Genomic DNA, 12,468 nt, shown 5'->3' on the forward strand with positions numbered 1-12,468 from the left:
CAGGCATTCTTCCGCTTCCTGCTGCCTCTGGCCAGCAGCGGCGACGAGGCCGCCGAGGGCCTGGCCGAGGTCGAAAGCCGGCCCGAGTTCTTCGACTTCGACCTGTTCGCGCAGGCCGACACCGACACGGCGCTGGATGAGCGCCCGCTGGGCGAGCTGGTCTACACCGTCTTCGACACCGAGACCACGGGCCTCAACCCTCGGGCGGCGACGAGATCATCCAGATCGGCGCGGCGCGCGTGGTCAATGGCCGGCTGCTGCGGCAGGAGTCGTTCGAGCAGCTGGTTGATCCGGGGCGCGACATCCCGGCCGCGGGCATTCCCATCCATGGCATCACGCCCGACATGGTGGTGGGCCAGCCGCGCATCGACGAGGTGCTGCCGGCCTTCCACCAGTTCGCGCAGGACACCGTGCTGGTGGCGCACAACGCGGCGTTCGACATGAAGTTCCTCCAGCTGCTGGAGCCGCGCACCGGCCTGCGCTTTCAACAGCCGGTGCTGGACACGCTGCTGCTGTCGGCCGTGGTGCACCCCAACCAGGAGTCGCACCGGCTGGAGGCCATCGCCGAGCGCTTCGGCATCACCGTGCTCGGCCGGCACACGGCGCTGGGCGACGCGGTGGTGACGGCCGAGGTGCTGCTCAAGCTGATTCCGCTGCTGAAAGACATGGGCATCGTCACCCTGGCGCAGGCGCGCGCGGCGGCGCAGCAGTCGTATTACGCGCGGTTGAAGTATTGATAACGTTTTGCGTTCAAGACGATGCCCAATGACCGATGACCGCGGCTGGCACCGCATGACCAAGGACGAACGACGTCTTGGTCATTGGAGCGCAGCGAAGTCATTTGTCATTCGCCATGGTTGCTTGATGAGCAACCGGTCTCATTCCGTTTCCACCTCAAGACGTTAGCCATCGTCATCCCGGCGAAAGCCGGGATCCATGCGCTCGGCGCGCGCGTCGTCTGGATTCCGGCTTTCGCCGGAATGACGAGCTTCATGTCGTTTCGATCGGGAAATGGAATCAGACAGCGTTGTGGGAGCGGGCTTGCCCGCGATGAGGCGTCTCGTCGCAATCAAGGCTTGATCGCGGGCAAGCCCGCTCCCACACAGCCGGTGCGATCCGCGCCTCGTCTGAGGCTTCTTGATGGTCAAGCATGATTGAAAGCAAATCCGCATGAGGCTGGGTGGGCGGATGTTTCCTGCTCTATGCTTGTAGGGAGTATGTGTGTGCAATGACCGTCAATAGGGCGCCGGCAGGTAGGTGCCTGGGGAGTATATGGGTGAAGCGGGCTCAGCCGCGTCCGCCGTAGTAGCGCTGCCCCAGCACCGCCTGCATCTGCTGCACCACGCCGAACGCGTCCTTCAGCGTGCCGCGCTCGAAGCTGGACAGCTCGTCCAGCCGCAGAAAGTTGTCGGGCGCCTGGCCGGCGGCGATCTGGCGCGTCTGGTGCGCGATGCGCAGCGCGCTGATGAACTCCAGCGCATCACCCAGGTCGCGCGCGGCCTGCGCGCTGACTTCGCCGCTCTGGGCCGAGGCGGCCAGCCGGTCCTGCGTGTTCACCGCATCCAGCCCGCCGGCCAGCGCGTAGTTGCGCGCCAGGTCGACGATGGGCACGATGCCGTTGTGCTTCAGGTCGATGGTGCCGCGGTGCTCGCCGCCGCGCGTGACGGCGATCTGCCCGAACAGGCCCAGCGGCGGCCGGTGCTTGAGCGCGTTAACCACCATGTGCGCCAGGAACAGGCTGTTGCCCTTGGTGCGCTGCAGCATGTCGCGCCGCAGGCCGTGCAGCAGCTCGGCGTGGCCGTGCACGGCGCGCAGGTCGAAGAACACGCAGGTCAGCATCAGCGCCATGGGCTCGGGCTGATCGGTCCATTCGGCGAAATAGGCGTTCCAGCGGCTGCGCGGCTGGCGCCACTGGTCGGTCATGGCCATCATCTCGCCCGGGCAGTGCACGTAGCCGCAGGCGTCCAGTCCGTCGCAGACGAACTTGGAGAAGGCGCGGAAATACTCGCCATGCTGCGCCGGCCGGTAGTCGTCGGACAGCACCAGGCAGTTGTCCTGGTCGGAGCGCGCCGTCTGCTCCATGCGCGCCTGCGAGCCGGCGGCCACCCAGCAGTAGTCCACCGGCGCCGGGCCCAGCTGTTGCTCGGCCAGCTGGATCAGGCGCACTGTGAAGGCGTCGGTGACCGAGGTCATGATGATGCCGGTGCTGTAGGCGCTGGTCTCGGCCTTGGCCAGGCTGCTCTGCAGGTCCTTCACGCGCAGGCTGCAGGCCACCAGGCCGGCCAGGTCGGGCTGGCGGTAGATGTCGCCGGTGAGGTACACCGCCGAGGTGCTTTGCTGCTGATTCAGGTCGGTGGCGGTCACCATGCCGGCCACGCGGGTGCCGTCGAGCACCGGCACGTGGTGGATGTTCTGCCGCGCCATCAGCACCATGGCCTCGAAGATGGACTGGTGCTTCTGCAGCGTCAGCGGCGCCAGCGTGGCGATGTCGGCCACCGGCCGCGCCGGGTCGACGCCGGCGGCCAGCACGCGCGTGCGCAGGTCGCGGTCGGTCACCAGGCCGAACAGCTGGTCGCCCTGCGTCAGCAGGATGGACGACACGCGCTCGTCGGCCATGCGGCGCGCGGCGTCGAGGATGCTGTCGGCACGGTCGATCTGCACCGGCGCGCGCCTGATCAGGCTGCTGATCGGCGCCGTCATCACGTTGCCCGACGGCGCGGGGCGTTGGGCGCCGCTGCATTGGCGCTGCGCGGCAGCGTCGGCAACAGCATCGCCAGTACTGGCTGCGCCTGCGCCGCCTGCACCAGCGCCGCACTGTCGATGAACAGCACCTGGCTGGGCGCGACGGCCACCGCGTGCAGGGGTGGCCGGCATCGGTGGGATGCGCGCCGGCGCCGAACAGCTCGCCCGGCTGCAGCGGCCAGCGCCAGCCGGCCTCAGGGTCGGTCAGCGCCACGCTGCCGGCCAGCAGCCAGCCCAGGCGCTCGGGCAGCTCGCTTTCGGCCAGCACGATGTCGTCGGCTTGAAAGGCCTGCACCTGCGCCTGGCTGGCCAGCGCCTGGCGCGTGCCGTCGGGCAGGGCGCCGAACACGCGGTGCGTCGTCATCAGGGCTTGTATTTCGGAAGCTTGCATCACAGATACTCTGGTTGAAGACCGAGCCGCACAGGGGCTGACAATGCCTGGCCCATTGTGGCAGAGCCCCCGCCATCCGAGCCCCGAATGAACCCCAAGCCCACCGACACCGGCCTGATCCGCATCCGCGGCGCGCGCCAGCACAACCTGAAGAACCTGGACCTCGACCTCCGCACCGGCGAGATGACGGTGGTCACAGGCGCCAGCGGCTCAGGCAAGTCCAGCCTGGTGTTCGACACGCTGTACGCCGAGGGGCAGCGCCGCTACGTCGAGACCTTCAGCGCCTACGCGCGCCAGTTCCTCGACCGCATGGACAAGCCGGCGGTGGACAAGGTGGAGGGCGTGCCGCCGGCGATTGCCATCGACCAGACCAACCCGGTGCGCTCGTCGCGCTCGACGGTCGGCACGATGACGGAGCTGAACGACCACCTGAAGCTGCTGTTTGCGCGTGCGGGCCAGTTGTTCGACCGCGAGACAGCGCTGCCGGTGCGGCACGACAACGCGGATTCGATCTATGCGGAGATGCTGGCGCGCGCCGCCGCGGCCGGCGATCCCCGGCTTGTCGTCACCTTCGCCGTCGAACTGCCGGCCGGCACCAGCGCCGACGAAGTGCAGCAATGGCTGTCCGCCAGCGGCTTCACGCGCGTGCAGGCGGAGCGCGAGCGCGAAGGAAAGAAAGTTCTGGACGTGGTGGCCGATCGCTTTCGCATCGCCGGCGCCGAGCGCGCGCGGGTAATCGAGGCGATCGAGGTCGCGCTCAAGCGTGGCGGCGGTCGCATGGGGGTATATTCGCTACCAAATCAGGAGCTATTGGCGCCCGATGGACGGGCGCCGGAGGCCGATTTGGCTCATAACCCGGCGTCGGTGCTGTGGAAGTTCTCCACCGGCCTGCACTGCCCCGAGAGCAATATCCGCTACGCCGACCCGATCCCGTCGATGTTCTCGTTCAACTCGGCCGTGGGCGCGTGCGACAGCTGCCGCGGGTTCGGGCGGGTGATCGGGGTTGACTGGGGCCTGGTGATTCCCGACGAGCGCCTGACGCTGCGCGCGGGCGCCGTCAAACCCATCCAGACACCGGCCTGGCGCGAGGCGCAGGACGACCTGATGCGCCACGCCGAGGCCGCCGGCATCCCGCGCGACACGCCGTGGAACAAGCTCACGCCCGAGCAGAAGCACTGGGTGATCGAAGGCACGCCCAACTTCAAGGAAGGCAACTGGAACAAGCAGTGGTACGGCATCCGCCGCTTCTTCCAGTACCTGGAGAGCAAGGCGTACAAGATGCACATCCGCGTGCTGCTGTCGAAGTACCGCAGCTACACCACCTGCCCGGCGTGCGGCGGTGCGCGGCTGGAGCTGGAAAGCCTGCTGTGGCGCGTGGGCAGCAAGGCGGATGCCGATGCGGTGCTGCCGCCTTCGCAACGCTTCATGCCGGTGGGCGTGGGCTGGTCGCGCGCGCAGCTGGAAAGCCTGCCGGGCCTGAGCCTGCACGACCTGATGCTGCTGCCGTTGGAGCGGCTTCGGCGTTTCTTCGACGCGCTGGACGCCTCAACGCCCTCCCCGCTGGGGGAGGGTTGGGGTGGGGGCAAACCTCGCTTACCGTGGACGCACGCAGCCCCTCACCCCAGCCCTCTCCCCAGAGGGGCGAGGGAGCCACAACCGAATCCGACGAGGCTGACGTCGCGTTCTTTCCCCCTCTCCCGCTGGCGGGAGAGGGCAGGGTGAGGGCGCGCGCAGCGCCGACGCCCAGGCCCTCAAGCTGATCCTCGACGAGATCGGCACGCGCCTGAAATACCTGTGCGAAGTCGGCATCGGCTACCTCACGCTCGACCGCCAGAGCCGCACCCTCAGCGGCGGCGAGGTGCAGCGCATCAACCTGACCACGGCACTCGGCACCTCGCTGGTCAACACGCTGTTCGTGCTGGACGAGCCCAGCATCGGCCTGCACCCGCGCGACATGGACCGCATCACCCAGGCCATGCAGCGGCTCAAGAATGCCGGCAACACGCTGGTGGTGGTGGAGCACGACCCCGCCGTGATGCTGGCTGCCGACCGCGTGCTCGACTTCGGCCCCGGTCCCGGCGCGCAGGGCGGGCGCATCGTGTTCGACGGCACGCCCGATGAACTGCGCAGTGCCGACACGCTGACCGGCGCCTACCTGGGCGGGCGCAAGTCCATCGGCCTCGGCTTCTCGCGGCTGGTGGCGGCCAACACGCCGCGCCTGATCCTCGAAGGCGCGACCGAGCACAACCTGAAGCACGTCAGCGTCGAATTTCCGCTGCAGCGTCTGGTCACCGTGACGGGCGTCAGCGGCTCGGGCAAGTCCACGCTGATCCAGGACGTGCTGGCGCCCGCGCTGCTGCGGCATTTCGGCAAGGCCACCGAATCACCCGGCGCGCACGACCGCCTGCTGGGCGCCGAACAACTGGCCGACGTGGTGTTCGTCGACCAGTCGCCCATCGGCAAGACGGCGCGCTCCAACCCTGTCAGCTACGTCGGTGCGTGGGATGCGATCCGCTCCTGTTCGCCGCCGCGCCGCTCGCCCGGCAGCGCAGCTACACGGCGGCCAAGTTCAGCTTCAACAGCGGTGACGGGCGCTGCCCGACGTGCGGCGGCTCGGGCTTCGAGCATGTCGAGATGCAGTTCCTGAGCGACGTGTACCTGCGCTGCCCCGACTGCGACGGCAAGCGCTACCGGCCCGAAATTCTGGAGGTCACCATCGAGCGCCCTTTAAGAAAACTGGGGTCGGATTCCGATTTTCAGGGCGCAGCGGATCGCTTGTCCGCCGCCGCTGATGGGAAATCGGAATCCGACCCCAATTTTCTGGCCCGCCGCACGCGGGCGCTCAACGTCGCCGACGTGCTCGACCTGACGGTCGCCGAGGCCGCGCAGTTGTTCGCGCAAGACCGCGACGTGATCCGCGCCTTGCAGCCCATCGTCGATGTCGGCCTCGACTACGTGAAGCTCGGCCAGCCCGTGCCCACGCTCAGCGGCGGCGAGGCGCAGCGCCTGAAGCTCGCCGGCTTCCTGGCCGAGGCGGCCAAGAGTACAACCGCCAGCCGCCAACCCACCGCGAAGAAGGGCACGCTGTTCCTGTTCGACGAGCCGACCACCGGCCTGCACTTCGACGACATCGCCAAGCTGATGCGCGCGCTGCGCAAGCTGCTCGACGCTGGGCACTCGCTGGTGGTGATCGAGCACAACCTGGACGTGATGCGCGCCAGCGACTGGCTGATCGACCTCGGCCCCGAAGGCGGCGACGCCGGTGGCCAGGTGGTGGCGCAGGGCACACCCGACGACCTCGCGCAGCACCCCACGTCGCACACCGGCGCGGCGCTGCGCGCCTATGCGCAGGCGCTGGGCGAGGGCGGGCACGCGGTGCAGGAAGCGAAGGCGCTCTATAAAGCGGAGCTGCCCGCGCCGACTGCACCAGCGCCCAAGGCCGAAAACATTGAAATCGTCCATGCCCGCGAACACAACCTGAAGAACCTCAGCGTCGACATCCCGCGCGGCAAGTTCAACGTCATCACCGGCGTCAGCGGCTCGGGCAAGAGCACGCTGGCCTTCGACATCCTGTTCAACGAAGGGCAGCGGCGCTATCTCGAATCGCTCAACGCCTACGCGCGCTCCATCGTGCAGCCGGCGGGCCGGCCGGAGGTGGACGCGGTCTACGGCATTCCGCCCACGGTGGCCATCGAGCAGCGCCTGTCGCGCGGCGGGCGCAAGTCCACGGTGGGCACGACGACGGAGGTGTGGCACTTCCTGCGCCTGCTCTACGTCAAGCTGGGCGTGCAGCACTGCGTGCACGACGGCGCTGCCGTGCAGCCGCAGACGCCCGAGCGCATTGCGGCGCAGATCCTCACGCGCTTCCGTGGCCAGACCATCGGCCTGCTGGCGCCTCTGGTGGTGGGCCGCAAGGGCGTCTACACCGAACTGGCCGACTGGGCGCGCCCGCGCGGCTTCACGCACCTGCGCGTCGATGGCGAATTCCTGCCGACGACGAACTTCCCGCGCATCGACCGCTTCAAGGAACACACCATCGAGTTGCCGGTGATGAGCCTGCAGGTGACACCCGGCAACGAGGTGCAGCTGCGCGAATCGCTGGCGCGTGCGCTGGAGCACGGCAAGGGCGTGGTGCACGTGCTGCACGACATCGCCGGGCTGCGCAACGCGATGGAGACTGGCCAGCCCACGGCACGCATCGGCCAGGTGGCAGTGTTCTCGACCAAGCGCGCCTGCCCGGTGTGCGCCACCAGCTATGCCGAGCTGGACCCGCGCCTGTTCTCGTACAACAGCAAGCACGGCTGGTGCCCCGACTGCGTGGGCACGGGCGTGAAGCTGACGCGCGAGCAGCGCAAGGCGCTGGACGACTCGGTGCTGGCCGACGATCAGAAGGGCCGTGAGCAGACTTTCGCCGAACCCGAGGTGGAGGACGTGGGCGATGCGGTATGCCCCACCTGCCAGGGCACGCGGCTGAATCCGGTGGCGCGCGCGGTGCTGCTCTTCGCTTCTCCCCGCTGGGGAGGCAGGGAGGGGGCCACCCGGTTTACAAGACGCGCCGCCGGCCCTCACACCCACCCTCTCCCCAGAGGGGCGAGGGAGCAAGACAGTGACGCACCTCACCGCAGTGGAGTGCTCACGAATTTGCCACCTCTCCCGCCTGCGGGAGAGAGCTGCCCGGACCCGATCCGGGGGCAGGGGTGAGGGTGGCGTTTCCATCACCCAACTCGCCCATCTGAGCGTGCGCGACCTGCGCGCCTGGTTCGACGGCTTGGCGCTGGAAGGCCGTGACGCCGACATCGCGCGCGACCTGATCCCCGAGATCAAGGGCCGCCTCGACTTCCTCGAACAGGTCGGCCTGGGCTACCTCACGCTGGATCGCGGCGCGCCCACGCTCAGCGGCGGCGAGGCGCAGCGCATCCGCCTGGCGGCGCAACTGGGCAGCAACCTGCAGGGCGTGTGCTACGTGCTCGACGAGCCGACCATCGGACTGCATGCACGCGACAACCGCATCCTGCTCGATGCGCTGCACACGCTGAGCGACAAGGGCAACACCTTGGTGGTGGTCGAGCACGACGAGGACACCATCCGCCGCGCCGAGCACCTGATCGACATCGGCCCCGGCGCCGGCGTGCGCGGCGGCCGGCTGGTGGCCGAGGGCACGGCGGCTGACCTGGAGGCCGCGGCGGATTCGGCCACCGGGCGCTATCTGCGCGACGCCATGCGGCATCCGATGCAACCTCGCCGCGTGGTCTTACCCCCTCTCCCGCAGGCGGGAGAGGGTGGGGGTGAGGGCCAGCGCGCCAAGTCAAGGAAGGCGGTCAGCCAAGCGGCCCAGCCCCTCACCCCAGCCCTCTCCCCAGAGGGGCGAGGGAGCCTCCGCCGATGCGCCGGCGAGCTGGCTGCACCTGTTGGGCGCCCACCTGCACAACCTGCGCGACGTCGACGTGGCGGTGCCGCTCAAGCGCCTGGTCGCGGTGACGGGCGTCAGCGGCTCGGGCAAGTCCACGCTGGCGCGCGACGTGCTGCTGACCAACGTGGCAGCCTGGGTGGGCCAGCGCGCCACCAAGGCGGGGCGCGAGGCCATGGACGCCGGCAAGGCGCCCGCATTGGTCGGCTGCACCGGCCTGCGCGGCTTCGAGAGTATCGACCGCGTGCTCGAAGTCGACCAGACGCCCATCGGCAAGACGCCGCGCAGCTGCCCCGCCACCTACATCGGCTTCTGGGACACGGTGCGCAAGCTGTTCGCCGACACGCTGGAGGCCAAGGCGCGCGGCTACGGCCCCGGGCGCTTCAGCTTCAACACCAGCGACGGCCGCTGCCCATCGTGCGAAGGGCAGGGCGTGCGCACCATTGCCATGAGCTTTCTGCCCGACGTGAAGGTGCCGTGCGAGGTCTGCCATGGCGCGCGCTTCAACCCGGAGACGCTGGCCGTCACCTGGCGCGGCAAGAACATCGGCGACGTGCTGCAGATGGAAGTCGATGAAGCAGTTGAATTCTTCGCCAGCATGCCCGCCATCGCGCACCCGCTGCAACTGCTCAAGGACGTGGGCCTGGGCTACCTCACGCTCGGCCAGCCGTCGCCCACGCTGAGCGGCGGCGAGGCGCAGCGCATCAAGCTCGTCACGGAGCTCAGCAAGGTGCGCGACGACGTCGGCCGCCGCGGCCAGAAGGCGCCGCACACCCTGTACGTGCTCGACGAACCTACGGTGGGCCTGCACATGCAGGACGTGGAAAAGCTCATCCGCGTGCTGCACCGCCTGCTCGATGGCGGCCAGAGCGTGGTCGTCATCGAGCACGACCTCGACCTGATCGCCGAGGCCGACTGGATCATCGACCTGGGCCCTGAAGGCGGCGATGGCGGCGGCCAGCTGGTGGCCGCCGGCACGCCCGAGGACGTGGTGCGCGCGGGTACGCACACCGGGCAGGCGCTGGCGCCGGTGCTGTCGAGGGTGACTTCTGCGCGACTGACGGTGTCTGGCGCATGGGGCGCCGATCGGGTTCAATAGTGGCCTCGACAGGAGACAAACACCATGCATCGTCGTCAACTCATTGCCCTCATGTCCGCCACGCTGTGCAGCGCGTGAGCCTTGCCCGCATCGGCGCAGGCCTTTCCCAACAAGCCGATCAAGCTGGTCATCGCCTTCCCGGCGGGCGGGCCCACCGACATCACCATGCGCGCGCTGGCCGAGGGCGCAAGCAAGGTGCTGGGCCAGCCGGTGATCGTCGACAACAAGCCGGGCGCCGGTGGCTCGCTGCCAGCGCAGGCCCTGCAGTCGGCCCCCGCCGATGGCTACACGCTGGCACAGATTCCACAGAGCATCTTCCGCCTGCCGTACACCACGAAGATGACCTGGGATCCGGTCAAGGACATCAGCTACGTCATCAACGTCACCGGCTACGCGTTTGGCGTGGTCGTGCCCACGGCTTCGCCACTCAAGAGCTGGGGTGACTTCGTTGCGTACGCCAAGGCCAACCCCGGCAAGCTGAGCTATGGCTCCGCCGGCAACCTGACCAGCCCGCATCTGACGATGGAGCACGTGGCGCAGAAGGCTGATATCAAGCTACTGCACGTGCCCTACAAGGGCAGCGCCGACCTGATGCAGGCCCTGCTGGGCGGGCACCTGATGGCCGCGAGCGACTCCACCGGCTTCGCGCCGCAAGTCGAGGCGGGCAAGTTGCGCGTGCTCAACACCTGGGGCGACAAACGCCTGGCCAAGTTCTCGGACGCACCGACCCTGAAGGAACTGGGCTACGACATCGTGCAGAACTCGCCGTTCGGCATTGGCGCGCCCAAGAACACGCCCGAAGCCGTGGTCAAGCGCCTTCACGACGCCTTCAAGACGGCGATGGAGCAACCCGCCTACGTCGATGCGCTGCACCGCTACGACATGGTGCCGATCTACATGTCGTCAGCGCAATACCGCCAGTTCGCGCAGGACACCTTCGCACGCGAGAAGACGCTGATCGAACAACTCGGTTTGGCCAAACCTCAGTGAGGGCTGTTGGCGGAGTGATCAGCCAGCAGGCGCTGCGCCACTTCGGCAAATCCGCGCCGCGCTCGCCTGCTGTCACGTAGCGCGGCTTGAAGCGCAACTGTTCCTCGAAGCGCCGGATGTTGGCCACGCCGACGCTGTGCGGGAAGTGCTCGAACATGCGCTGATCGTTGGTGGAGTCGCCCACGTACACCCAGCGGTCGATGTCGGCCGGCAGATCGATGCCCAGCAACTCGCGCGCGATCCAGCACGCGCCCTGCCACTTGTCGTGCTCACCGATCCAGCCGTTGATGTGGATGCTGCTGACGGTGGCGTTCAGCCCTTCGTCCTGCATCACCGCCACGACCTGCTCGATCTGCGCTTCGGACAGGTGGGTGAACTCGCTGTGGTCGATGGCGATGTCGGTTTCCCGTCCGGCAGAGTCTCGCGCCAGCATCGTGCCGGGCACCTCCTGCAGCACGCGAGCCGCCGCGCGCTGCAGGCGGGCAAAGTTGGTTGCCCGTCGATGTTCGTCCTGTTGATATATTTTCGATAGCTTGCCGCGCTGATTCAGCAAGGCTACAGCGCCGTTTTCAGCCACAATGGCCCGCAGCGGCCAGCTCAGCGCGAAGGGTTCGCTCCAGCCGACAGGTCGCCCCGTCACGGCGATTACCGTCAGTCCCGCCGCGCTCAGTCCATGCAGTGCGGCCAAGGCATCGGGCGTGATGGCGCCGTCGCTGGTGAGCGTGTCGTCGATGTCGGTGAACACGCCAAGGACCTGCGACCAGGCTCCCGGTGCGAGTTGATGGAGCGGGATCAACGAGTGCGTCCGTGGCAGGGCAGCATGGGCCGAAGGCTGAAGGCGCGCTCAGGCCTTGGGCGGCGAAAAGCGATCGTCGTCCAGCTCTGCAAGATCGTTGCTGAGCGGCTCGGTCGGCACATGCTCCACGTCGTGGTGCAGGAACGCGATGATGAACTGGATGCCGATGATCAGCGGCAGCGCGGCCAGCATCACCGTACCGCTGGTGGCCGGCGCGCCGGTCGACAGGCTGCGCAGCCAGTGCCAGCCGCCGAACAGCACGCCCAGCACGCACAGCGCCACGCCCAGCAGGCTGTACAGGCTGCCCAGGTTGAAGTCACGCAGCAGATAAAGGTAGACATAGCGCTTGAAGAAGCGGTTGATGTGCTTGAGCATGAACTCGGGCAACACCTTGGATACCTTCAGGCTCGACTCCTCGTCCGCATACACCGCGTCCATGGGCACGTCGTGCACCACGGCGCGAATGGTGTTGAGGTGGTAGAGCATGTCGGTCTCGAAGAAGTACCGTTGCTCGAGCTTGTGCAAGGGCAGTTCGCGCAACACGGCGGTGTGGATGGCCGTGTAGCCGTTGGTCGGGTCCATGATCGACCAGTAACCCGTGCTGAGCTTGTTGATGAACGACAGCGCCGCGTTGCCGAACAGCCGGATCGGCGGCATGCCCTTGAGCGATTCCGGTCGATAGAAGCGATTGCCCTTGGTGTAGTCCGCCTTGCCGCGCTCGATCGGTCGTGTGAAGTGTGGAATCAGCGCCGGGTCCATCTGCCCGTCGCCATCCACCTTGACGACGATGTCCATGCCCTCTTCCAGCGCCGCGCGGTAGCCCATGCGCACAGCACCGCCGACGCCCTGGTTTTCTTCGTGGAAGATCACGCGCACGCGCGGGTCAGTGCAGTGCTGCTGAACGAAGAGGCCGCTCTGCTGCGGGCACTTGTCGTCCACGACATAGATGCGCTGCACCTGCAGTGGTATACGCGCGATCACGTCGAGCACCTGGGCGCGGACCTTGTAGCTGGGGATGGTGACGGCGATGCGTGTCATTTTCA

At 67.8% G+C, this 12,468-nt stretch carries 7 protein-coding genes and 4 pseudogenes; 7 read left to right on the forward strand and 4 right to left on the reverse strand.

What is annotated here, in order from left to right:
- The first annotated feature begins 239 nt into the window (after nucleotides 1-239).
- Nucleotides 240-737, forward strand: a complete 498-nt coding sequence (locus tag H0I39_RS22260; protein ID WP_308645844.1) for a 3'-5' exonuclease — start codon at nucleotides 240-242, stop codon at nucleotides 735-737.
- Nucleotides 738-821: 84 nt separating this feature from the next.
- The gene (locus H0I39_RS12380; RefSeq protein WP_180550698.1) at nucleotides 822-1,154 is read left to right on the forward strand and encodes a hypothetical protein; all 333 of its coding nucleotides are present in this window, start codon (nucleotides 822-824) and stop codon (nucleotides 1,152-1,154) included.
- A gap of 133 nt (nucleotides 1,155-1,287) precedes the next feature.
- Here the strand turns inward: H0I39_RS12380 and H0I39_RS12385 are convergent, their stop codons facing one another.
- Entirely contained in the window at nucleotides 1,288-2,700 is a 1,413-nt protein-coding gene (locus tag H0I39_RS12385; protein WP_257645779.1) for a putative nucleotidyltransferase substrate binding domain-containing protein, read from the reverse strand.
- Nucleotides 2,700-2,852 (reverse strand): hypothetical protein, encoded by a 153-nt coding sequence (locus tag H0I39_RS22265; RefSeq protein WP_257645780.1) that lies wholly within the window; start codon nucleotides 2,850-2,852, stop codon nucleotides 2,700-2,702. Before H0I39_RS22265 ends, H0I39_RS12385 begins: the two co-directional genes overlap by 1 nt.
- An 11-nt stretch (nucleotides 2,853-2,863) precedes the next feature.
- Here H0I39_RS22265 and H0I39_RS12390 point away from each other — a divergent pair, with 11 nt between their 5' ends.
- The 5 genes and pseudogenes from H0I39_RS12390 to H0I39_RS12410 all read left to right on the forward strand — a co-directional run bounded on the left by H0I39_RS12390 (nucleotide 2,864) and on the right by H0I39_RS12410 (nucleotide 10,629).
- Nucleotides 2,864-3,151 (forward strand): hypothetical protein, encoded by a 288-nt coding sequence (locus H0I39_RS12390; RefSeq protein WP_180549135.1) that lies wholly within the window; start codon nucleotides 2,864-2,866, stop codon nucleotides 3,149-3,151.
- A 69-nt stretch (nucleotides 3,152-3,220) separates the two neighbouring features.
- A pseudogene (locus H0I39_RS24635) lies at nucleotides 3,221-3,929 on the forward strand (excinuclease ABC subunit UvrA); the annotation flags it as partial.
- Between the two features lie 158 nt (nucleotides 3,930-4,087).
- Nucleotides 4,088-7,627 (forward strand): annotated as a pseudogene (locus tag H0I39_RS23360) (excinuclease ABC subunit UvrA); the annotation flags it as partial.
- A gap of 229 nt (nucleotides 7,628-7,856) precedes the next feature.
- Nucleotides 7,857-9,639: pseudogene (locus H0I39_RS22270) on the forward strand (excinuclease ABC subunit UvrA); the annotation flags it as partial.
- 81 nt (nucleotides 9,640-9,720) lie between these two features.
- The gene (locus tag H0I39_RS12410) at nucleotides 9,721-10,629 is read left to right on the forward strand and encodes a tripartite tricarboxylate transporter substrate binding protein (protein ID WP_257645781.1); all 909 of its coding nucleotides are present in this window, start codon (nucleotides 9,721-9,723) and stop codon (nucleotides 10,627-10,629) included.
- Here H0I39_RS12410 and H0I39_RS12415 read toward each other — a convergent pair.
- Both H0I39_RS12415 and H0I39_RS12420 read right to left on the reverse strand, forming a co-directional pair.
- Nucleotides 10,623-11,425, reverse strand: a pseudogene (locus tag H0I39_RS12415) (HAD family hydrolase). The gene H0I39_RS12410 and the pseudogene H0I39_RS12415 sit on opposite strands and share 7 nt — an antisense overlap.
- A 48-nt stretch (nucleotides 11,426-11,473) precedes the next feature.
- Nucleotides 11,474-12,463, reverse strand: a complete 990-nt coding sequence (locus H0I39_RS12420; RefSeq protein WP_180550701.1) for a glycosyltransferase family 2 protein — start codon at nucleotides 12,461-12,463, stop codon at nucleotides 11,474-11,476.
- Nucleotides 12,464-12,468 lie beyond the last annotated feature (5 nt).

This window comes from Ottowia beijingensis (genome assembly GCF_013423955.1).
GTDB lineage: Bacteria > Pseudomonadota > Gammaproteobacteria > Burkholderiales > Burkholderiaceae_C > Ottowia > Ottowia beijingensis.

Coding starts and splice junctions, on each gene's coding strand:
- H0I39_RS12385 (WP_257645779.1), bottom strand. CDS start 2,700: ATGACGGCGCCGATCAGCAGCCTGATCAGGCGCGCGCCGGTGCAGATC.
- H0I39_RS12420 (WP_180550701.1), bottom strand. CDS start 12,463: ATGACACGCATCGCCGTCACCATCCCCAGCTACAAGGTCCGCGCCCAG.